Origin of the sequence: Clostridiisalibacter paucivorans DSM 22131 (assembly GCF_000620125.1) — a bacterium.
GTDB lineage: Bacteria > Bacillota > Clostridia > Tissierellales > Clostridiisalibacteraceae > Clostridiisalibacter > Clostridiisalibacter paucivorans.
The window spans coordinates 18,512-42,164 of sequence record NZ_JHVL01000031.1; the positions used below are offsets into that span (position 1 = coordinate 18,512).

The following is a 23,653-nucleotide window of genomic DNA, read 5'->3' on the forward strand; positions in this document are numbered from 1 at the left end:
TTTTTATATGAGTGACAATTCTAATGTTGCCAATGGCAAAAAGAAAAAATTTAAAGTACCCCATGTATATGTAATTCTACTGTGTATTGTTGCAATATGTACTGTTCTTACTTATCTAATTCCCGCTGGAGAATATAGTATGATGGAAGCTGCCAGCGGCAGAACCGTTGTTGATCCCGATTCTTTTCAGTATATGGAGAAAACCCCTGTTAATCTATTTGGTTTTCTAAAATCAGTTCCAAAGGGCATGGCAGAAACTGCAGAAATTATATTTTTCATATTTATAGTAGGTGGTTCCTTTGCAGTTGTTGAAGCTACAGGGGCTATAGAAGCCGTTCTTGGAAAAATCACTAAGTCAATGGCTGGAAGAGAAAAAGCTCTAATTCCAATAATTATGTTTGCATTTTCTTTAGGTGGGGGTATATTCGGTATGGCAGAAGAAACCTTGCCCTTTATTCCCATAATGGTAACCTTAGCAATAGGACTAGGTTTTGACTCCCTTACAGGAGTTGGAATGGTATTGGCTGGAGCTGGTGCAGGATTTGCTGGTGCATTTATGAATCCCTTTACTGTAGGTGTTGCACAAGGTATAGCTGAACTTCCGCTATTTTCTGGTATGGGTTATAGACTAGTTGTATACGCTATCATGATAACTTTAGCAACTTCTTTTGTATATTGGTATGCTGGTAAGGTAAAGAAAAACCCTAAAAGCAGTTTAATGTATGAGTTTGACAAAACTAGGGAAGATGTATTAGATCTAAATAACTTAACTCCCCTTACAGGTAATCATAAATTAGTACTTTTAACTGTTGCAGCCACAATAGGACTATTAGTATTTGGAGTAGTTAAATATGGGTGGTATATACAAGAGATATCTGCACTATTTTTAGGTATGGCAATAGTTGTTGCCCTTGTGGGAAAACTTGGTTTCAATGGATTTGCTGAAGAATTAATAAAGGGTATGGCTAATTTAGCTGGTGGTGCATTAGTTGTAGGTTTTGCCCGTGCCATACTAGTAGTACTTACTGAGGGACATATATTGGATACTATATTATACACTACTTCTGGAGTAGTATCCCAATTGCCTTCAGCATTTGCAGCCGTAGGTATGTATGTATTCCAATGTTTCTTGAACTTTATAGTACCTTCAGGAAGTGGACAAGCAGCAGTTTCCATCCCTATATTGGCCCCCCTTTCTGATTTAGTAGGTGTTACCAGACAAACCGCTGTTCTTGCTTATCAGTTTGGTGATGGTATATCAAACATATTTACTCCTACATCGGGATTCTTCATGGCTGGGCTTGCATTGGCCAAGGTTCCTTGGAGTAAATGGGCAAAATGGTTTTTACCACTATTATTAATAGAATATGTAGTAGCTGGAATATTGGTATTTATAGCTCATATGATTAACTTCGGACCATTTTAATAAGATATATTGATTGTAAGATATTATTTAACCCCACGACAATAAATCGTGGGGTTAAATAATGTTTTTTTGGTTCTTCTAATTTTTTCAGTTTTTACGACAAATTTTGATATTTTATAATAATCGTCTCAAATAGGTATATATCCTTTCTATTACCCTCAAATAAGATTTTACTAATTACATTTAAAGGAATATTATAAACAATGGGCTTATTTTTAATTGTAATTTTTTGTAAGAGAGGTGTTTATTTATGAATCCATTTATAAGTTTGGGAATTTCATTAATTTTAGGTATTATTTTGGGTAGATTATTAAATAAGTTAAATGTTCCTGCTGTAGCAGGATATATTATCGCTGGTCTTATAATGGGAATATCAGGATTAAATATCCTTGATAGTACCATAATAGAAAATTTGTCTTTTTTAAGCGATCTTGCCCTTGGGATTATTGCCTTCAACATAGGTAGTGAATTGAAACTACCTGTAATTCGTAAATTAGGAAAGAGTATTTTCTTGATAGCATTTTGCGAAGCATTTGGAGCATTTATCTTGGTAACAGGAATAATGCTTGTACTTAAACAAGATATATCTACAGCCCTTATATTAGGAGCCGTATCTTCTGCTACTGCTCCCGCAGCTACTGTAATGGTATTAAAGGAATATGGCGCTAAAGGGCCTTTAACCAGTACTCTTTTAGGTGTTGTGGCCATAGATGATGCAATATGTCTTATGATTTATTCCATAGCTTCATCTATAGCAAAGGTATTTATCAAACATGAAGTAGTTACCATATATAAGGTCTTGGTACATCCAATAATGGAAATAGCTCTATCCATAGTATGCGGTGCTGTTCTAGGTATTCTATTGGTTTATTTAATTAAGATATCTAGAAAAGAATCTGAAATGCTTCCATTTACCGTGGGAACCATCCTTCTATTAGTAGGATTAAGTGGAATGTTTAACCTATCTCCTCTTTTGGCAGCTATGAGTTTAGGTATAATGGTAGCCAATGTTTCATCCAATAGTAGAAGAGCTTTTTCATCACTGGAATTATTTTCTCCACCAATTATATCCTCATTTTTTATATTGGCAGGGTCAAGATTAGATATAAGACTATTGCCCCATATAGGTATAATAGGAGTGGCATATCTATTGTTTAGAATAGCAGGAAAAATTCTAGGAGCAATGTTGGGAGGTAAATTAGCTAAAGCGCCTAATATTGTAACTAAAAACATAGGATTTGGTCTATTGTCCCAAGTAGGTGTTGCAGTGGGACTAGCCATTGTAGTAAGTAGAGAATTTAGTGGTTCACCATTGGGTTCTATAGTTATTACTATATTATTAGCTACTACAATATTTACTGAGATAATTGGACCTATTGCTACTAAAAAAGCTATAATGAACGCCAAAGAAGCTAATATATAATCTTAAAGGAGGTTTTACAATGTACTGCTTATTTCTCATATTAAATGATGTATACAAACTGGATGCACTTATGGAAGATCTATATCAGGCAGGTGCTGGTGCTACCATAATAGATAGTCTAGGTATGGGAAAGGTATTAATTGAGCATGACTTAGATATACCGATTTTTTCAGGATTGAGAAGATTAGTAGAAAACAATAAACCTTATAACAAAACAATAATAAGTGTATTTAAAGATAAGGAAAAGTTAGATGCTGTTATCGAAAAATTCAAAGTAGAGTTAGATTATTTTAAACATCCTGGAGTTGGTTTTATGTTTGTGCTTCCAGTGTTAGAATGTCACGGTTCAAAAGCTATAAAAGATTAATATATATATTGATTTTTATGATATAATAGTTCTTGGGTATATAAGGAATTATTAATCTTGTGATAACAGTGCGTATGTAGTCCGTAACACAAGATGTATTTCTATATATCTTAATACTATTATATTATAAAAAGGTGAATATTATGGATAAAACTGTGGAGATTTCAAAGGATAATACATTAATAGTTGCCTATTTTTATTTGTTATTATCCTCTTTTACATGGGCTTTAGGAACAATAATAGTAAAGATGTATATAGGTGATATCCCTGTATTTCATCTTTTAGTTGGACGATTTGCTTTTGGAGGGCTAATCGTTTTTCTTATGGCACCTAAAAAGGTAAAAACTATAGAGAAAAAAGATTTAAAACTAGGGACCATATTGGGACTTTTGATATTTACTACCTATGCATTAAATGTATTGGGTCTTAAATATACCAGTGCATCAAAATCAGGGTTTCTTACGGCACTTTCTGTATTGTTTATACCCATAATGCAGACTATAATATATAAAAAAATTCCCTCTAAATGGACTGTTACAACGGTTATACTCTCTGTTATAGGGCTTCGACTAATTTCTGAAATTAATGGTGGCTCTTTTAATTTGGGAGATTCTATCACTATACTCTGTGCACTATCCTATACTTTTTATATGCTCATATTAGAAAAATTCGGTAAAGATATGGATGATCATAAATTGTCTTTGATCCAACTTGGCTTCGTGGCAATGGTCAGTCTTATTTTTGCTGCTATACTTGAAGGATTAGATTTAAAATTAATTTGGGAAGGTATTATTCCAATAATAGTAATGGGGGTATTTGGTACCGGAATGACCATGTTTCTTCAGACTAAAGCTATGAAAACAGCCACTCCGGAGGCTGCTGGAGTCATATTATTGGGTGAACCCCTATTTACTCTTATATTGGCATATATTATACTTAATGAGGTCATACTATTTAAAGGGCTAATAGGAAGCCTTATTATATTGTCTTCATTAATTATAGCCGTAGTCAAAAAGATCTAAAATACCATTTCTCCTCTTTCTTTTAACTTCCCAGCGGTATCTACTAAATCTTCGAAAATAGATATAATATTTTCAGAAATTTCAACTGCCTGCTCTAAGTTTTCTTGAGCAGCTTTTTTATTATTTGCTTGTATATTCTCTATTACTTCATGACCCAAATTATGTAATGTATCATGGTATTCATCTATTTCCCTCCATGGTTTTATGATTTCTGGATGTTTAGGTTCCACTGAATGATAAAAATGTCCAAATGAGCATTTATGACTATCTGTCTGTAACGGTCTTACATCCATATAATCGACCATATCTCTAAGTACATTAACCCACTTCCTATGGGCCTGTATAGAAGGCTTAACTGCATTTATAAACTCATCGTTAGTAAACCTACACATCTCTGTACTACCTATCTCTCCACTTATTTTGGCAGATCTAGATACCTTTTTCTCTAATTTATCCATGTTTTCAGCTATATTCTCTATCTCCAATGAAACATCCGATAAATTCTCTACTACTTTATTCATCTTTTCAGTGGTAGTAACAGTCTCTTCCATCGCTGCTGAAACCTGTTCTATGGATGCACTTAATTCTTGACTAAATGCATTGACACTATTTATGTCATCATCTATTTTTTTTACAAAATTCTCAGTCTCATCAAAGCTTTTTCCTATATGTTCAATCCTTTCGTTAATTTTAGATATACCTTCTACAGATTTGCTTACACTTTCTGAACTATGAGATGACGCTATATTTATTTTATCTACAAGGCCTCCCAATGAACCAACCAATTCCTTAGTATCTATAGAAAGTTTTCTTATCTCCTCTGCTACTACATTGAATCCCCTTCCATGTTCTCCTGCTCTAGCTGCTTCTATAGATGCATTTAATGCCAACATATTTATCTGTTCTGCTATGCCGTTAATGCTCTCCAATGCTTTATTTACCTTATCTGCCACATCAATAAGCTCTCCTACATTATTACTCATTTTTTCTGTAATAGATTTAACCTCAACTATATCCTGCTCTATATACTCCAAAGTTTCATTATTATCTATAACTCCTTTTTTGATATCATTAGCTTTATGGGATATATTGTTCATTGAATCTACAAATTCACCACTATTTTTTTCTACCACATCCATGCTTGCAGTTATTTCCTCAAAGGTACTATATATTACTTGGGATATTTCATTGATATTATTTGTACTATCTACTACCCTAGAAGATTGGTGCCTAAGATTTACATCAAATTTACTTATATCTACAGCTATACTTATGGCATAATTCATCAGCTTTTTAACATCATCTTTATTTAACGAAAAATGGCGATTTAAATCAATGAGCTTTTTAGCAACTCTATCATTTTTTTTCACATTTTCCTCATTTAATTCTCCATTAATTATTTTATCTATCATTTCTTCATAATGACCTTTATTCAAAAACATATTTCTTCCTCCTTTTCTTCAACACGTTTAAATATATACCCAATATTTTATAATTAAATAATATAGAATATTTTTTATCATACAATATCAAGTTTTATTTTATGAAACTTTTTAAAGGCATGGAATAAGGGAGAAAATAGAATTACAATTCTACCCTCTCCCATTTTCCATATTTTCGATATATTTACATGTTATTCTAATCATTTTCCTCTTCTATATCTGCTTTTTTATCACTATACCCTAATCTCTCTAATATTATATTATATCCATTTGCTCCATAATTCAGGTATCTACTAATCCTACTTATAGTTGCCGTACTTACTCCTGTTTCATCTTCTATATAATTATAAGTCTTGTCCTGTCTAAGAAGTTTTGCCACCTGCAATCTTTGGGCGATGGACTCTATCTCCTTTATGGTACAAATATCCTCAAAAAATCTGTAGCATTCTTCCATATTTTCCAATTTCAATACAGCTTCAAACAGCTCATCTATAACCTTATCCTTAATCTTAGACTCATATGTCAAAAAATCGCCCCCTTAAACCTTATTTTACTGACTTCCTTTTGCTTCCCTTATATTATTATTTTAACATATATCTCAATAATATATACTATTTTTACATAATATCTGTGTCAAAATCGGGGAAGAATATTATTAGTTCGTAATTAATAGTCTTTAATCGAGTTTTATATATGATTATTTACTACTAATTACTTGCTATTAACTATACTTCCACAACAATAGGAGGATAATGTTATGGCAGATAAAGAAAAGTTTAGCATATATAAAGGTAAAAAAAAGGCTGAATTTGAAAATCAAATAAACGGTTTAGTCTTTCCATGGAGTATGATTAGAGACGTAGATGCCATAGACACCATGAGATTCTATACCAATTCTGTTATAAACAATGTCCAAGATATGAAATAAATTACTAAAAAAGAGAGGCTAAAATTTTAGCCTCTCTTTTTTAGTAAAATGACTACTAATCTAATTTTCCTATATCATTCCTATATTGTATACCTTGAAATTTTACTTTTTTTATATTTTTATATGCCTTTTCCCTTGCCTCGTATAGATTTTCCCCCAGTGCTGTTACTGCTAAAACCCTTCCTCCATTTGTATATATGTCTTTATCTATATTCTTTGTCCCACCATGAAATACAAGTATATCGTCATCCAAACTATCTAATCCTGATACTAATTTGCCCTTTTCATAGCTCTCGGGATATCCTCCCGATGCAGCTATTACACAGAGGGTCCTTTTATTTGACCACTTAATATCTGAGGAATTTATATTTCCATCTATAACCTTAGTAAAGATATCTATTATATCTGATTCAAGCCTAGGGATAACTACCTCTGTCTCTGGATCACCAAACCTTACATTGAATTCTAATATCTTAGGTCCCTTTTCAGTAATCATGAATCCTATAAAAAGTACCCCTTTAAACTCAATATTTTCTCTATTAAATCCTGTCATTATTTTAGTGAGTATCTCTTTGTTTATTCTATTGGTTAATCCTTCATTTAATATGGGATTAGGAGAAAAGCATCCCATACCACCAGTGTTTAATCCTTTATCTCCATCCAATGCCTTTTTATAATCTCTGGCACTCTCCATAGGCACTATATTTTTACCATCTACAAAACACAATAAAGATACCTCTATTCCCTCTAAAAATTCCTCTATAACAATATTTTTTCCTGCATCTCCAAATTTATTTTTTTCTATCATCTGTAAAATTGTATCTTCTGCTTCTTTATAAGTATTACATATTACTACACCTTTACCTGCTGCAAGTCCATCGGCTTTTATTACCAATGGGCAATCAAAATTATCCAAATCCCCTATTGCATCCTGTGCATTGTCATATGATTTAAATCTAGCAGTTGGGATATCATATTTTTCCATAAATCTTTTAGAAAATGTCTTGCTCCCTTCCAACATGGACGCTTTCTTATTGGGACCAAATATATTAAGTCCCTTTTCATTGAATTTATCTACTATACCATTTACTAGAGGTAATTCTGGGCCTACCACTGTAAGGTCAATTCCTTCTTTTAGTGCAAATCCCAACAATGTATCCACATCACCAGGGTTTATGTTTACGCATTGGGCTATATTACTTATTCCACCGTTACCAGGGGCACAATATATCTTGGATACTTTATTACTTTGAGCTATCTTCCAAACCAATGCATGTTCCCTAGCACCATTTCCCACAACCAAAACCTTCATTTCATCACCCTTCCTTAAATGCAGTTAGTAATAACTAGTTAGTAGTTAGTAGTTAGTAGTTAGTAGTTAGTAGTTAGTAGTTAGTAGTTAGTAGTTAGTAGTTGAAATCCGTAGGATTTCTATTTTAATAAAGAAATTTATAAAATTTCTACCATAGGCTACGAACTACTTACTACTAACTATCTTCTAATGTTTAAAATGTCTCATGCCTGTAAATACCATGGCTATACCATATTTATTGGCTGCATCTATAGATTCTTGGTCTCTTATGGAGCCTCCAGGCTGAATTATCGCAGTAATTCCTGCTTTAAATGCTGCCTCCACACAATCGGGAAATGGGAAAAATGCGTCCGATGCCATAACTGCCCCTTTAGTATTTTGTCCAGCTTGTTTTATTGCATTTTCCAATGCCCATATCCTACTAACCTGTCCTGGACCTACTGCCACTGTCCCCTTATCCTTAGCCAATACTATGCCATTGGATTTAGTGTTTTTTACAGCTTTCCATCCGAACAATAAATCTTCCAGCTCTTTATCACTAGGCTTTCTATCAGTAACTACTTTTAAATCACCCTTAAGTAATTCTTCGTTTCTATCCTGTACTAATATACCGCCCAATACCTTCTTCATATCTCTAGTAACATATTTTTTTCTTTTTATATTGTCCAATTTAAGTATTCTTATATTCTTTTTACCTTTTAATATGTCAAGTGCTTCATCTGTATATGAAGGAGCTATTACTACCTCTATAAATATCTTATTTATCATTTTAGCAGTTTCTTTGTCTATTTCCTCATTTGAAGCTACTATCCCTCCAAATATAGATATCTTATCTCCTTCATATGCCTTTTTAAATGCCTCTTTAACAGAGTTACCACTCCCTATCCCACAGGGATTAGCATGTTTTACAGCTACTACCGTAATATCATCATATTCCTTCAATATCTCCAATGCTCCATTGGTATCATTTATATTATTGAAGGACAACTCTTTACCATGGAATTGTACCGCATCAGAAAGGGTCCCATGAACTTCTATCATATCTTCATAAAATGCAGCTTTTTGATGTGGATTTTCTCCATATCTTAAATCCTGTCTTTTTTCATATGTCAAAGATATAAAATCAGGAAATTCAATACCTGCTATATCATTAAAGTATGATGAAATCAATGTATCATATGTACTGGTATGCTGAAATACCTTTGCAGCCAAATATGTTTTAGTCTTTTCATCTATATCTCCATCTGCTTTAAGTTTCTCAATCACCGTATTATAGTCTTTGGGATCTATAACAACTGTAACAAATTTATAGTTTTTAGCTGCAGCTCTAAGCATAGATGGACCACCTATGTCTATATTCTCTATTATATCCATATGTTTAGAATTTTCATTTAACAGTGTTTCCTTAAATGGGTACAGATTGTTTATAACCATATCTATAGGCTGTATATTCAAATCGCCCATAGTGTCCATATGCTCACTATTATCCCTTAATGCCAATAGTCCTCCATGTATCCTGGGATGCAAAGTCTTTACTCTGCCATCAAAGCACTCTGGAAATTCTGTTATATCTGATACATCTATAGTCTCTATACCCGCTTCCTTAAGCTTCTTAGCTGTACCACCTGTAGATACAATTTCCCAATCCATAGCTACAAGTTCCTTCACAAATTCAACTATACCTGTTTTATCATAAACACTTACCAATGCCCTTCTTTTCATGTTAATACAACTCCTTTATTCTAATATAACCTTTCTTCCATCCAACTTTATTTTTCCATCACAATATAATTTCACTGCCTTTGGTAGTAATCTATGTTCTATCTTAAGGACCTTTTGTTGTACATCTTCTGGCGTATCATTTGGAGAGATATAAGCTGTATCTTGTAGTATTATGGCACCTGTATCTGTCCCCTTGTCTACAAAATGTACTGTAGCTCCTGTGACTTTAACTCCATAATCTACCACTGCCCTATGAACCCTAATGCCATAGAATCCCTTTCCACAAAAACTTGGTATTAAGGAAGGGTGTATATTTATTATTCTGTTTTGGTAGTACTCTATAAATCCTTCACTGAGAATATTTATATACCCTGCTAATATTACCAACTCCACATCTCTATCTTGAAGCTCTTTGATTATGGCCTTATCCATATCTTCTGTACTTTGATATTTACTCTTATCTATAAATATGCTATCTATGCCTTTCTTTTCTGCCCTTACTAAACCATAGGCATTTTCTTTATTGGATATAACCACCTTAATGCTACCATTTATATAGCCTGTATCTACATTATCTATTATAGATTGTAGATTAGTTCCACCACCTGATATTAGTACTCCTATATTTACTGATGACATATGTCGATTCCTTCCTTATCCTTTATAACTCTACCTATAATATGGGCATCTTCGCCCCTTTCCTTGATAAATTCCATAACATTGTCCACATCTCTGGTATCTACTGCCATAACTAGACCTATCCCCATATTAAATGTGGAATACATTTCATCTATATCTATATTTCCTGCCTTTTTTATGAAATCAAATATATTAGGGATTTGTACATCTCTCATATCTATATCTGCTCCATATCCATCTGGTAACATCCGAGGTATGTTTTCATAAAAACCTCCCCCAGTTATATGACTTACTCCCTTTATATTAAATGATTTTATTACATCATATATAGGATTTATATATATTTTTGTAGGCACAATCAATGCCTCTCCCAATGTGGTACCCAATTCTTCAAAATATTCATCTATATCATAATTATTTATATCAAATAATACTTTTCTCACTAAAGAGAATCCATTGCTATGGAGTCCACTAGATGGTATCCCTATAAGGGTATCTCCTTCTGATATATTACTTCCATTTATTAGATTTTTCTTGTCTACTATTCCCACTGTAAATCCTGCTAAATCATATTCTCCTTCACTATATATGCCAGGCATTTCAGCAGTTTCTCCACCGATGAGGGCTGCACCTGCTTTTTTACATCCTGATGATATACCCTTCACTATCTCTGATACCTTTTCAGGAATCAACTTTCCTGTGGCAATATAATCTAAGAAAAATAGGGGTTTAGCCCCTTGACACAGTACATCATTTACACACATAGCCACACAATCTTGTCCCACAGTATCATGTTTATCCATCATAAATGCAATCTTAATCTTTGTACCAACTCCATCAGTTCCTGCAACTAATATGGGTTCATCATAGCTTCCCATCTCCAGTGCAAACATACCTCCAAAACCGCCTATATCAGAAATTACTCCTTTAGTAAAGGTTTCTTTAACATACTTTTTCATCAACTTAACCGATTCATATCCTGCTTTTACATCTACTCCCGCATCTTTATAGCTTATTCCCTTATCCTTCATCATTACACCTCCTGTTATTTAGTCCATAGTTCGTAGTTCGTAGTCCGTAGTTCTTAGTTAAAGAAATTGAAATTCACAGAATTTCTACCATGCCCTACTAACTACTAACTACTAACTACTAACTACTAACTATTAACTATTGACTACTAACTACGGACTAATTACCTTCTACTCTAGGTACTTCCATGGGATAGTTTCCATCGAAGCATGCCTTACAGTATCCCTTCTTTTCTCCTGTTGCCTCTGACAATCCTTTGATAGTGAGAAAATGTAAAGTATCTGCATTTATCATATCCCTTATTTCATCTGTAGTATAATTAGCTGCAACCAAGTTCTCTCTATAGGGTGTATCTATGCCAAAATAACAAGGATATTTTACTGGAGGTGAACTTACCCTTACATGAACTTCTTTAGCACCTGCCTTTTTCAACATATCCACAATCCTTTTACTAGTTGTTCCCCTTACTATGGAATCATCTACCATTACTACCCTTTTTCCTTCTACATTTTCCTTCAACACATTCAATTTGATTTTAACTCCCTGCTCCCTCAATGCTTGAGTAGGCTGTATGAATGTCCTGCCTATATACTTGTTTTTAATAAGTCCTATCCCAAAGGGAATACCTGATTCTTCTGCATATCCTATAGCAGCAGGGGTCCCACTATCGGGTACACCTATAACCACATCCGCCTCTACTGGTGCCTCTCTAGCTAACATCTTTCCAGCTTCACTCCTAGATAGATATACATTTATTCCATCAATTGTGCTATCAGGTCTTGCAAAGTATATATATTCAAACACACACATCTTTCTATTACACCATTTGTCGCTCTTTATGGTTTCTATACCATTTTCGTCTATTATTACTATTTCGCCAGGGTCTACATCTCTTACAAACTCTGCACCAATAGTATCCAATGCACAGCTTTCCGATGCCAACACATATCCATCCTCAAACTTGCCTAAACAAAGAGGTCTTAATCCTAAAGAATCTCTTACACCTATAAGCTTGTCTTCGGACACTATTACCAAAGAATATGCACCTTTTAACACTTCTATAGTATTTTTTATAGATTTAATTATATCTTTATTGTGGTATCTAGCTATTAAATTGGCTATTACTTCTGTATCTATAGTAGTCTGAAATACTACCCCGTCATCTTCCATTATCTCTCTTAATGCTTCAGAATTAACTAAACTACCGTTATGGGCCAACGCTATATTTCCCCTTTTATATCTAACTACCAATGGTTGGGCATTTTCTATGAGACTCTCTCCAAATGTAGAATATCGCACATGGCCTATCCCTATATTTCCACTTAGACTATCTAATGTCTTGTCCTCGAATACCTCTGGAGCAAGCCCCATCCCTTTATGATGGGATATTTTCCCTTGGTCGCTTACGGCAATACCTGCACTTTCCTGTCCTCTGTGTTGAAGAGCATAGAGCCCATAATATACCATCTTTGATACATTCCCTTTATTAGCATAAACCCCTACCACTCCGCACTCTTCTTTTAATTTATCCATTTCTTCAAACAATGTTTACACCCCTTTCCAAGGATAAAATATCTAACTATTGGATTCTGCCCAACACTTCAAGATATGCCTCTTCTACATTGCCCATATCCCTTCTAAATCTATCCTTGTCTAATTTTTCATTAGTTTTTGCATCCCATAACCTACAAGTATCTGGTGATATCTCATCTGCCAATATAACTTCTCCATCAAATAAACCAAATTCTAGTTTAAAATCTATAAGTTTTATTCCTTTTTGTCCAAAGAATTCCATCAAGGTATCATTTACCATAAATGCATACTTCTTTATGATATCCAATTGTTCATCAGTAGCCAACTCCATAGCCTTTATATGATATTCGTTTATCATTGGATCTCCCAAATCATCATCTTTGTAGGAAAACTCCAATACTGTAGACTTCATTATTGTACCCTCTTTAAGTCCCAATCTCTTAGCAAGGGAACCAGCTGCTACATTTCTAACTATAACCTCTAATGGCAATATCTTTACTGCTTTAACTATCATCTCTTTGTCACTTATGATCTCTTCAAAGTGATTTTTAACGCCCTTTTCTTCTAGCAATTTAAATAATAATCCAGACATCTTATTGTTTACTATGCCCTTCCCAACTATTGTGCCCTTCTTTTCTCCATTAAATGCCGTTGCATCATCTTTATATTCAACTATATATCTCTTTTCATCATTAGTTTTAAATACCTTTTTCGCCTTACCTTCATATAACATATCTAATTTTTCCATGAATTTTTCCTCCCTTTATTTTAGTTCTTGGTTCTTAGCTCTTAGTTCTTAGTTCTTAGTTCTTAGTTCTTAGCTCTTAGTTCTTAGCTCTTAGCTAAAAGATAAAATGCGTAGGATTGCTTCCTTCAACTATCGACTGTGAACTACAGGCTACTAACTCTCTTCTGTATCTCTCTATCTTTTTTCTCAACTTCCTTTGCCATATCTTCTCTATATGTCTTTAATTTTGTCTTTAATTCATCATATTTTAACGACAACATTTCTATTGCTAGAAGTGCTGCGTTTTCAGCTCCATTAATTGCTACTGTGGCCACAGGTATCCCCTTTGGCATTTGTACTATGGACAATAGCGAGTCTAATCCATCCATTGTAGATGACTTTATTGGTAATCCAATCACTGGCAGTGTAGTCTCTGCTGCCAATACTCCTCCCAAATGGGCCGCCTTTCCTGCAGCTGCTATTATTACTTCTATCCCTCTTTTTTCAACATTCTTTCCAAATTCCATGGCCTTGTCTGGAGTTCTATGGGCTGATATAACCCTAACCTCTGCATCTACACCAAATTCCTTTAATATCTTGAGTCCCTTTTCCACCACTGGAAAATCTGAATCACTTCCCATCACTATAGCAACCTTCATTTTTTAACCTCCCTTTATTTACTAATAAAAATACCTTACGCCTGCTTCAAATATCCTTTGGTCTTTATTTCCCGGTACATTTTTAGCAATATCTCTTCCAATCCTTTCCGAGTGGGCCATTTTACCCAATATCCTTCCATCAGGGCTAGTTATGCCCTCTATTCCATAGACAGATCCATTGGGGTTAGAGCCTTCAACATACTGGGTAGCTATTTGCCCATTATCTCTAAGTTTTTTCAACATATCTTCATTGGCCACAAACCTTCCCTCTCCATGGGATACCGCAATCGTATGGATATCTCCCACCTTTGTATTATTGAACCATGGAGATAAATTTGATGTGATTTTAGTTTGTACCATAGTAGATACATGTCGCCCTATATTGTTAAATGTCAATGTTGGACAATCTTTGTCTAAATCAACTATCTCCCCAAAGGGTACCAATCCTAATTTTATCAATGCCTGAAATCCATTACATATTCCCAACATAAGTCCATCTCTATTTTTTATAAATTCCATAATCTCTTCTCTTATCCTAGGATTCCTAAATACTGTAGCTATAAATTTCCCTGATCCATCAGGTTCATCCCCTGCACTAAATCCACCAGGTATAGCTATTATTTGACTGTTTCTTATACCTTTAACCATTTCCTCTATGGAATATTGTATATCTTTAGATGAAAGATTTTTGAATACAAAAGTTTCTGGTATTCCTCCTGCTCGTTCAAATGCTCTAGCTGTATCATATTCACAATTTGTTCCTGGAAACACTGGTACAAATACCCTAGGTTTTGCTATCTTTATATTTGAAGAACTTTTAATATTCTTTCGTGTACTTACTAAATTGGCTTCTTCTACATCAGTTTTATTTTCTTCCTCTATGGGGAATATATCATTCAATGGTTCAATCCAATTATCTATGGCACTATTTAAATCTATTTTTTCTCTATTTATTTCTATAACGGCATCAACAATGGTATCACCCAATACTCTGTATTCTACACCTTGTAACATTTCATTTAGATTATCTTCCCCTTTGACCTCTAATATTATTGCACCATAATGAGGATTGAAAAGATCTACGTCTTCTATATTCTCAATAAATTTCATTCCTATTTTATTTCCAAAGCTCATTTTACTTAATGCGGCTGCCATACCTCCAAATCCTACGGTGTAAGCTGAAAGTATTCTTTTTTCACTTATAAGTTTATATATCCTCTCATATCCTTTAGTTAATTTTTTAAAGTCAACCATTCCATAGTCATCAACAGATACAGGAATCAATATCACCTTACTATGGTATTCCTTGAACTCTGGCGATACAATATTTCTAGCATCAGATACATTCACAGCAAAACTCACCAATGTGGGAGGGACATGTAAATCATTAAATGTACCTGACATACTATCCTTTCCTCCTATAGCTGGTATCTCTAGATTCTTCTGAGCATAAAATGCTCCCAGCAATGCACTCAATGGTTTTCCCCATTTTTTAGGATCTTTGCCCAGCTTTTCAAAATATTCCTGTAATGTAAGCCTTATACCCTTATAATCTCCACCTAATGCTACAATTTTGGCTATAGAATGAATTACTGCATATAATCCTCCATGGAATGGGCTCCATTTAGAAAGATTAGGATCAAATCCATATGTCATAATTGTACATGTATTGGTTTCTCCTATGGTCATAGGCACTTTTGCAACCATACCATCTGTGGGAGTCAATTGATATTTTCCACCAAAGGGCATGAGTACAGACCCTGCTCCTATACTACTATCAAACCTCTCCACCAATCCCTTTTGACATGCCACATTTAGATGCTTCAGATTATCCATCCACTGTTTGCCTATATTGTCTTTTGAATTTATATGCTCAGGTAATCTGTCCATATAATTTTCTCTACTAGGTTCAGTTACTACAGCAGTAGTATGTTGAGTAATACCATTTGTATCTAAAAATGTCCTACTAATATCCAATATGGTATTTCCTCTCCAATTCATCTTCAATCTATTATTATCAGTCACCTTAGCAACTACTGTGGATTCTAGATTTTCTTCTTTGCAATATTTAGTAAACTCTTCTAGATCATCATTGTCTATAACTACCGCCATTCTCTCTTGAGATTCAGATATAGCAAGCTCTGTTCCATCTAATCCTTCATACTTCTTAGTAACCTTATCTAGATCTATTTCAAGACTATCTGCCAATTCACCTATAGCTACCGATACCCCTCCAGCACCGAAATCATTACATTTTTTTATTAGTCTACTTAAATTTGAATTTCTAAATAGCCTTTGGATTTTTCTCTCTGTTGGAGGATTACCTTTTTGTACCTCTGCTCCACATGTATATATAGATTCTTCAGTATGTTCCTTAGATGATCCTGTAGCTCCTCCACATCCGTCTCTTCCTGTTCTGCCACCAACTAGGAGTATTATATCTCCCTTTTGTGGCTTTTCCCTTACCACATTTTCCTTTGGTGCAGCCGCTATTACTGCTCCTATTTCCATCCTCTTAGCTATATAATCATTGTGATATATCTCTGCTACCTGCCCTGTAGCCAATCCTATTTGATTACCATATGAGCTATATCCCTTTGCTGCATCTATAGTTATTCTTCGTTGAGGTAATTTCCCTGACAATGTCTCTTCTATAGGTGTTCTAGGGTCTCCACTCCCTGTAACTCTCATGGCCTGATATACATATGACCTGCCTGATAATGGGTCCCTTATGGCACCTCCTAGACATGTTGCCGCCCCTCCAAAGGGTTCTATTTCTGTGGGATGATTATGTGTTTCATTTTTAAACATGATTAACCATTTTTGATATTCTCCATTTACATCCACATCCACCATAATACTAGCTGCATTTATCTCATCAGATACTTCTAAGTCATCCAATTTTCCTTTTTTTCTTAACTCCTTCATGGCTATGGTGGCTAAATCCATGAGACATACATCTTTTTTCCTATCTTGGTACAAATATTTTCTAGATTCTAAATATTCATTATATGCTTTTCTTATTACCTCATTATATTCTCCATCTTCAAATATAATCTTGTCTATATTGGTTTGAAAGGTAGTATGTCTACAATGATCTGACCAATAAGTGTCTATTACCTTTAGCTCTGTTATAAAAGGCTCCCTATTTTCCTCATCTTTAAAATATCTTTGGCAGAACTTCAAATCTTCTATATCCATAGCAAATCCAAAGACATCTATTAATCCCATTAATTTATCCATATCCATCTCTGTGAATCCTTCTACTATATCCACATCTTCTGGTATATCATATTGGAAGTCTAAAGTATCTGGCTTATCTAGCAAAGCCTCCTTTGAATCCACTGGATTTATATAATATGACTTTATCTTTCCAAATTCACCTTCAGATATATTGCCTTTTAATACTATAACCTTAGCCACATGTACTTTGGGTACTGGACCCTGGGTAAGTATCTGAACACATTGGGCTGCCCAGTCTGCCCTCTGGTCATATTGTCCTGGCAAATACTCCACTGCAAACACTTTATCTGAATTATCTATATCTATATTTTCGTAATATACATTATCTATAGTAGATTCAGAAAGTATAGTATTTACGGCTTCCATATAATCTTTATCAGATATATTGGACATATCATACCTATTTATAACCCTTACAGATTCCAATCCATCAATACTTAAATTTTCCTTAAAATCGTTATAAAGATGAACGGCCTCTACATCATAACCTAACCTTTTTTCAACAAAAGCCCTTCTAACATTGCCACACATAAAAGACACCTTCCTTTTATATTATTTATCCTTTTTTAAAAGAGATAGAGTATAAAAGCCCGAATATAGAATAATCTATCTCGGACTTTTATAATTGAGTTGGATTTATATTTATTCTATAAAGAATTTAGCTACAAATAATATCGCCAAGAAAACTGACAATGGTGATACCTCTTTAAATTTACCTGTTAATAATTTAAGTAATACATAAGAAATCATCCCAAAAACAATACCTTCAGCTATACTATATGCAAGGGGCATCATTATAATAGTCAAAAATGCAGGTATTGACTCAGTATAATCATCAAAATCTATATTTTTAATAGGAGACATCATAAATAGTCCCACCAATACCAATGCAGGTGCAGTAGCAGCCTCTGGTACCATAGTAAATAATGGAGAAAAGAATAACGCTATACCAAACATTCCTGCTGCGGATAATGCAGTAAGTCCTGTCCTTCCACCTTCTGCAACCCCTGCTGCACTTTCCACATAAGTAGTAACTGTACTTGTTCCTAAACATGCCCCCACAGTAGTCCCTATGGAATCGGCAAAAAGGGCCTGCTTAGCATTGGGAACTTCTCCCTTTTCATTTAATAATCCTGCTTTAGCTGATACACCTATAAGGGTACCAACTGTATCAAACATATCTACAAATAAAAATGTAAATAATATGATCAACATTTTCATGGAAAATATCTGATCCCATTGAAATTTAAACATTATGGGACTCAATGATGGTGGTAAACTAGCCACCTGTGCAGGTACTTTTGTTATGCCCATAGGAATACCTATAAGAGTAGTCACTACTATACCTATAAGCAATGCTCCCTTTATATTTTTAGCCACTAAAAGACCTGTTATAACAAGGCCTATAATCGCAAGAAGTGCCTTTCCTTCAGTAATATTTCCCAATGCCAATATAGTTCCATCTCCAGTTTGTATAACTCCTGCATTAACTAATCCTATAAATGCTATAAATAATCCAATTCCTACAGAGATAGCATTTTTTATGCTCACTGGTATACAATTTATTATAGCTTCTCTAACATTCAAAAATGTAAGTATTATAAATATAATTCCCTCTAAAAATACCGCTGTAAGGGCAAACTCCCAAGAATACCCCATACCTGCAACCACAGTAAATGCGAAAAATGCATTTAGACCCATACCTGGTGCCAATGCAAAGGGCAATTTAGCATAAATAGCCATAACCAAAGTAGCTATAACTGCGGATAAAGCTGTAGCAGTAAATACTGCTCCAAAATCCATCCCAACGCCTTCACTGGAAAGCATCAATGGATTAACCACTAATATATAAGCCATAGTCATAAATGTGGTAATCCCTGCCATAATTTCTGTTTTTACATCAGTGTTGTGTTCTTTAAGTTTGAAAAATGAATCCATTCTGTCATACCTCCTATATTTTTCTATGGGACCAAGGGACTCAAAAAATGCACAAAGCCCCAGCAAGTAGGAACCATAAGTGAAACCTACCCGCCCGGGCTTTTCTCCCCTCGGTGTAGTATTACATTAAGTAATACTTGTACCACTCGGACCAGTCAAGGTAATACCTTCGGAACCCTAGATACACTTTCACCCATAGTCAGGTAATTTACGGTTACCTGGTAGAAACACCTCAGCCATATTCCGAGATATATATGAGTTATTATTATATTTTTTCAAAAAATTTATACCAATTACTAACTACATGATAACAAATGATTTTTTTAAAGTCAATAGGTTTTACGAATATTTAACCGTATTTTTTTCATCAATATTTTTTATATATCCGAACATTTCAACTTTATATTTTTTATAAGTTAGCTGATTTCACATTTTTCAATTAATCCCTTTAATTTGTTTACCATTTCCTTTAAATCATGAACCAATCCCGTTACTTCCTCCATGGATTTTTTAAGCTAAATTCACAGTGTTTGTAAAATATATTTCTAGATAAAGATAGAAAAGAGCTCCACATATAAAGTGCAACCTTTTTCTATCTTTATAATGATTTTTTTCATATTTATATCTATTGGTTATATTTTTTTACAATAGGAATCCATACTTCAAACTTTGCATTTTGTGAATCTGCTGATAGATACACTTCAATATCAGGTGCATTGGCATATTCATAGCCCGATGTAGGAAGCCATTCAGTTATAATTCTTTTTTCAAGTTCTTGTATGGAATGGGGCATAGCACCTTCTCCATAAAAAATTGCCCAAGTTGATTTAGGAACAATATATTCCTCAAACTCTTTATCCATAGGTTTATCGCTTGCCACAGCAATATAATATTTCCACTCTTCTTCTTCATTACATGCACTTACTCCAAGTACACCCATAGGTTCCAAGTTCATCATAGAAACCAGTTTTTCTACCGTTCCACTCTCTGCCGCTTTTTGCCACATCTTAGGAACAGTCTCGAAGTTTTTCTCAATTTCCTTGTGTAAAGATTGTGCCACTCCAACGATTCTAAAGCTATCCTTCTGTTCGATTTTATAATTCATCTCCACATCTCCCTTAATTGTTATTTTGAAGCTAATAGGAGGGAATGCTTTGATTAATGCACCTTTTATTTTCGCCTCTGATGGTGTAATTCCATGTATCCTCTGAAATGCACGGTTAAATGCGGTGGGAGAATTATACCCATATTTCAAAGCAATATCAATGACCTTCTCATTATTATTTTGTAAATCAACAGCCGCTATTGTCATGCGTCTACGGCGAATATATTCTGCAAGGGGTACATTTGCCATATAAGAAAACATTCTCTGAAAATGATATGTTGAGCAGCACGCAATTTTTGCAACCTGTTCATAATTAATCTCATCTTCTAAATGCTCCTCAATATAATTTATGGCATTATTTAATCGTTCTATCCATTCCATCCTCTTTCCTCCTTTATAATTAAGTATAATGTAAGGGAATTATATTTCCTCTCTTTTAATGCACAAATAAGAGAGAAAATATGAATTAAATCTACTGAAATACTTCCTTATATACCTTTGCTATTATAATTCAACTTAATTGGAAGATCGAGTAATAAAAAATAATATCCCAATGATTATAGCTGTGGTTATAATATTATTTAAGCAACCTCCTTTTGTTAAGTTACTTAAATCACCTACCTTCGAACAATTTATTGAATCTGCAAAATTAATCATTGGATTTTTTTATATTCTTCTATTTTGCCTTTATTCTCTTTATCTTGTTCACTTCTTTTATCCACTATTTTACCTTCTTACTATTTATAAGCCAGTACAAAATATTTTTCTAATACAAAATCTATCCTGTTATTCTTTTATAATTTTTTCCCATATCACTTGGAAATTAATGATAAAATCCCTCATTTCAAGTTAATAAAGAATTTGCACCTGCATTAATGGCCAATCTCTAAGATTTGTGTTGCTAAAACGATATTTTCCAAATATGCCCCCTCTAAATTTCCAATTACATAATGTAAAGCCCATACATGCACAAGAGCGCTATTACAGCGGATGAAACTGTACCAATTTTTTGCTTTCTATTTAGTTTTTTTTGAAAATCCAACTCAGTAACTGGTACTTTTTCTTCCTTCATTTCTTTCCTACTTCTTTGTGTAATGTTTGTATTGAACTTTACTAATTTAGAATTAAGACAAACTGGATATTTTAAATTACAAACTATTTAACGACGCATTTTATGAATTATGTCCAACTAACACTCTAAAATATCTTCGATATAACTTAAAGCTATATAATTTCCTTCATTAAATTATTTAATTTTAAAGATCATATTTCAAAATAGAAGCCATTGTTAATTTTCTTTAAGTTTCAATAAATAATGAGTATATACCTTTAAATCGTCTTCTGTTCCTCCAAAGGATATAGTTTCCATGGCGACAAAAATATTATCTTTTGTTATATAAAACATAGGATTTGACAAAATCCCATCTTCTACATACATAGTATAATGCTTGATTTCATTGACACCTAATTCTTTTTTAATGTCATCATAGTCAAATATAGAACTCAAACCCTCAAAATTCTCAAGATTTTCTCTGGCTAAATCATCATAATATTTATCACCGTAGTCCTTTATGGTGATAAATTCAAAACCTTCTGATGGATTTTCTCCAAACGTTCCTGAAGTTTCATAGAAATAACTCTCTTCTATTGAAAACTTTACATCTGTGAAAGTTTCTGTTATTGCTTTTAAGTCATTTTGATATTGTTCTTCACTTATTGCAGGAGATTTGGGCATATATACTACTTCATCAAATGTGTATTCTCCATAAAAATCAGCTATATTTAGAGATGTATTATCTATAGATTTATTAGAATTTGATATCAGGACAATAGCAACCACTATTAAAAAAATAATCGAAACTAACGCCACCCAAAGTTTAGGTTTCTTGTAATTAATCATGTTTTTAATCCTCCTTTTACCTTCCCTTCGCCGAAAGCAAGGGGGCTACCATTTAATATATATCTTCCAGTAGCTAATGATAATAAGGCATTAGCGTAGGATTTTTTAATGTTTTCATTCATTTTTTTCAGTACTTTTTTGTATCAATATATAAATCTATGTCACTGCCATAAATAGCTTTATCTTTTACAGATGAACCAACTAATATTGCCTTATCTACTGGGTAACTCTTTAATATTGGAATCATTTTTTCTTTTGTTGTTTTAATTTAAATAACGCTAGAAGTCATCATAATAAACACCCTTAATTTATTTAACTATAGATCTATTATATCATTAGACAAATAACATTTGTAATTATAGCTTCAATAATATTTTAGGATAAAACTTCAAACCTATTGATTTATCAGAAGCTTCTGCTCGTGTCATTATTATAGCATGTTCCCCATATGCAGGGTCGGGTAAAAATTATAATTTTTGTTTGGTATTTAAAGCTATTTTTATGTTTTAAATATAAATTTAGAGAGAACTAGTTTATTGATTAATTCTCTCTAAGGTTGTTATTTATCTTGTGTAGTCACATTTAATGTTTTTCAGAATTTTTAAAATTTATTCATCTCATTATTTTGATGCGAAGGGTTATACTTGATAGTTAGTCATTTGCTTATTTGGAAAAATAAGACATTAATATTATTCATAGTAAAACATTTAATATAAAATATTATGCAATACGCCGATTAAATTGTATATTTAAATTTTTCTTCAATGCCAATAACTTTTCCGTCTTGAACTTTAATAAAATAAGGTATTGTTTGTTCAGAAAGTGGAATATTATTTAAATTATATTCACCTAGATGTTTAAAAAATTCATCTTTCTTTGTTGTAATATATATCCTATCCCCTTCTGCTTCTGACTCTTCTATGAAATTAAGGTTTATATCAGTAAATTTATAATCTACTTTATCTGCTAATTCATAAGTTATTTTTTCTTGATTTTCATTTATAATCACATATCCATTTGGCATATCGCTTTCATCTAAATCAAGCTCTTCCATTCTTTTTTTATCTTCTATTTTGACAATCTCAACCTGGTCAAAATACAAATTATTATCTTCTATAACTATATATCCTATTAGTACTTCTATTTCATTTTCAGAATCTGTTACTTCAGTTTTACTACATCCTATCAGTGAAAATGATAATACAATAATCAATAAAATAATTGATTTTTTCATAAAA

20 protein-coding genes and 1 riboswitch are annotated in these 23,653 nt (G+C 33.3%); of the genes, 5 read left to right on the forward strand and 15 right to left on the reverse strand.

Annotated elements, in window-relative coordinates; genetic code table 11:
• The first annotated feature begins 7 nt into the window (after positions 1-7).
• The 4 genes from Q326_RS0109760 to Q326_RS0109775 all read left to right on the forward strand — a co-directional run bounded on the left by Q326_RS0109760 (position 8) and on the right by Q326_RS0109775 (position 4,238).
• The gene (locus tag Q326_RS0109760) at positions 8-1,426 is read left to right on the forward strand and encodes a YfcC family protein (protein WP_026895223.1); all 1,419 of its coding nucleotides are present in this window, start codon (positions 8-10) and stop codon (positions 1,424-1,426) included.
• 250 nt (positions 1,427-1,676) lie between these two features.
• Positions 1,677-2,849 carry a cation:proton antiporter gene (locus Q326_RS0109765; protein ID WP_026895224.1) on the forward strand — a complete coding sequence of 391 codons (1,173 nt, stop codon included), beginning with the start codon at positions 1,677-1,679 and terminating at the stop codon, positions 2,847-2,849.
• Positions 2,850-2,868: 19 nt separating this feature from the next.
• On the forward strand, positions 2,869-3,216 hold the full coding sequence (locus Q326_RS0109770) for a P-II family nitrogen regulator (RefSeq protein ID WP_026895225.1): 348 nt from the start codon (positions 2,869-2,871) through the stop codon (positions 3,214-3,216).
• Positions 3,217-3,359: 143 nt separating this feature from the next.
• Complete coding sequence (locus Q326_RS0109775) at positions 3,360-4,238, forward strand: DMT family transporter (protein WP_026895226.1); 879 nt, start codon at positions 3,360-3,362, stop codon at positions 4,236-4,238.
• Here Q326_RS0109775 and Q326_RS0109780 read toward each other — a convergent pair.
• The gene (locus Q326_RS0109780; protein ID WP_026895227.1) at positions 4,235-5,680 is read right to left on the reverse strand and encodes a methyl-accepting chemotaxis protein; all 1,446 of its coding nucleotides are present in this window, start codon (positions 5,678-5,680) and stop codon (positions 4,235-4,237) included. The genes Q326_RS0109775 and Q326_RS0109780 overlap by 4 nt on opposite strands.
• Before the next feature lie 196 nt (positions 5,681-5,876).
• Positions 5,877-6,206: a YerC/YecD family TrpR-related protein gene (locus Q326_RS0109785; RefSeq protein WP_026895228.1), complete on the reverse strand. Its 330-nt coding sequence runs from the start codon at positions 6,204-6,206 to the stop codon at positions 5,877-5,879.
• A 231-nt stretch (positions 6,207-6,437) separates the two neighbouring features.
• On the opposite strand from Q326_RS0109785, the gene Q326_RS18495 reads away from it, so the two are divergent.
• Complete coding sequence (locus tag Q326_RS18495; protein ID WP_156936291.1) at positions 6,438-6,608, forward strand: hypothetical protein; 171 nt, start codon at positions 6,438-6,440, stop codon at positions 6,606-6,608.
• A gap of 55 nt (positions 6,609-6,663) precedes the next feature.
• Here Q326_RS18495 and purD read toward each other — a convergent pair whose 3' ends face one another.
• The 13 genes from purD to Q326_RS0109860 all read right to left on the reverse strand — a co-directional run.
• Positions 6,664-7,920: a phosphoribosylamine--glycine ligase gene (gene purD, locus Q326_RS0109795; protein WP_026895229.1), complete on the reverse strand. Its 1,257-nt coding sequence runs from the start codon at positions 7,918-7,920 to the stop codon at positions 6,664-6,666.
• A 186-nt stretch (positions 7,921-8,106) separates the two neighbouring features.
• Complete coding sequence (gene purH / locus Q326_RS0109800; protein WP_026895230.1) at positions 8,107-9,642, reverse strand: bifunctional phosphoribosylaminoimidazolecarboxamide formyltransferase/IMP cyclohydrolase; 1,536 nt, start codon at positions 9,640-9,642, stop codon at positions 8,107-8,109.
• A 15-nt stretch (positions 9,643-9,657) separates the two neighbouring features.
• Positions 9,658-10,281: a phosphoribosylglycinamide formyltransferase gene (gene purN, locus Q326_RS0109805; protein ID WP_026895231.1), complete on the reverse strand. Its 624-nt coding sequence runs from the start codon at positions 10,279-10,281 to the stop codon at positions 9,658-9,660.
• The gene (gene purM / locus Q326_RS0109810; RefSeq protein ID WP_026895232.1) at positions 10,269-11,312 is read right to left on the reverse strand and encodes a phosphoribosylformylglycinamidine cyclo-ligase; all 1,044 of its coding nucleotides are present in this window, start codon (positions 11,310-11,312) and stop codon (positions 10,269-10,271) included. Before purM ends, purN begins: the two co-directional genes overlap by 13 nt.
• Before the next feature lie 157 nt (positions 11,313-11,469).
• Positions 11,470-12,855: an amidophosphoribosyltransferase gene (gene purF, locus Q326_RS0109815; protein WP_026895233.1), complete on the reverse strand. Its 1,386-nt coding sequence runs from the start codon at positions 12,853-12,855 to the stop codon at positions 11,470-11,472.
• 34 nt (positions 12,856-12,889) lie between these two features.
• Entirely contained in the window at positions 12,890-13,591 is a 702-nt protein-coding gene (purC, locus tag Q326_RS0109820) for a phosphoribosylaminoimidazolesuccinocarboxamide synthase (protein ID WP_026895234.1), read from the reverse strand.
• A gap of 143 nt (positions 13,592-13,734) precedes the next feature.
• Complete coding sequence (purE, locus tag Q326_RS0109825) at positions 13,735-14,229, reverse strand: 5-(carboxyamino)imidazole ribonucleotide mutase (RefSeq protein ID WP_026895235.1); 495 nt, start codon at positions 14,227-14,229, stop codon at positions 13,735-13,737.
• Between the two features lie 21 nt (positions 14,230-14,250).
• Positions 14,251-18,003 carry a phosphoribosylformylglycinamidine synthase gene (locus Q326_RS0109830; RefSeq protein ID WP_026895236.1) on the reverse strand — a complete coding sequence of 1,251 codons (3,753 nt, stop codon included), beginning with the start codon at positions 18,001-18,003 and terminating at the stop codon, positions 14,251-14,253.
• A gap of 111 nt (positions 18,004-18,114) precedes the next feature.
• Entirely contained in the window at positions 18,115-19,410 is a 1,296-nt protein-coding gene (locus tag Q326_RS0109835; RefSeq protein WP_026895237.1) for an NCS2 family permease, read from the reverse strand.
• A gap of 176 nt (positions 19,411-19,586) precedes the next feature.
• Positions 19,587-19,688, reverse strand: a riboswitch (purine riboswitch).
• Positions 19,689-20,035: 347 nt separating this feature from the next.
• On the reverse strand, positions 20,036-20,896 hold the full coding sequence (locus Q326_RS0109840; RefSeq protein WP_026895238.1) for an AraC family transcriptional regulator: 861 nt from the start codon (positions 20,894-20,896) through the stop codon (positions 20,036-20,038).
• Between the two features lie 907 nt (positions 20,897-21,803).
• Entirely contained in the window at positions 21,804-22,415 is a 612-nt protein-coding gene (locus Q326_RS0109850) for a hypothetical protein (RefSeq protein WP_026895239.1), read from the reverse strand.
• Positions 22,416-22,542: 127 nt separating this feature from the next.
• Positions 22,543-22,662: a nucleotidyltransferase domain-containing protein gene (locus Q326_RS19190; RefSeq protein ID WP_156936292.1), complete on the reverse strand. Its 120-nt coding sequence runs from the start codon at positions 22,660-22,662 to the stop codon at positions 22,543-22,545.
• Positions 22,663-23,151: 489 nt separating this feature from the next.
• Positions 23,152-23,653, reverse strand: a 502-nt coding sequence (locus Q326_RS0109860) for a hypothetical protein (RefSeq protein WP_250160333.1), incomplete at its 5' end; no start/stop codon positions are given.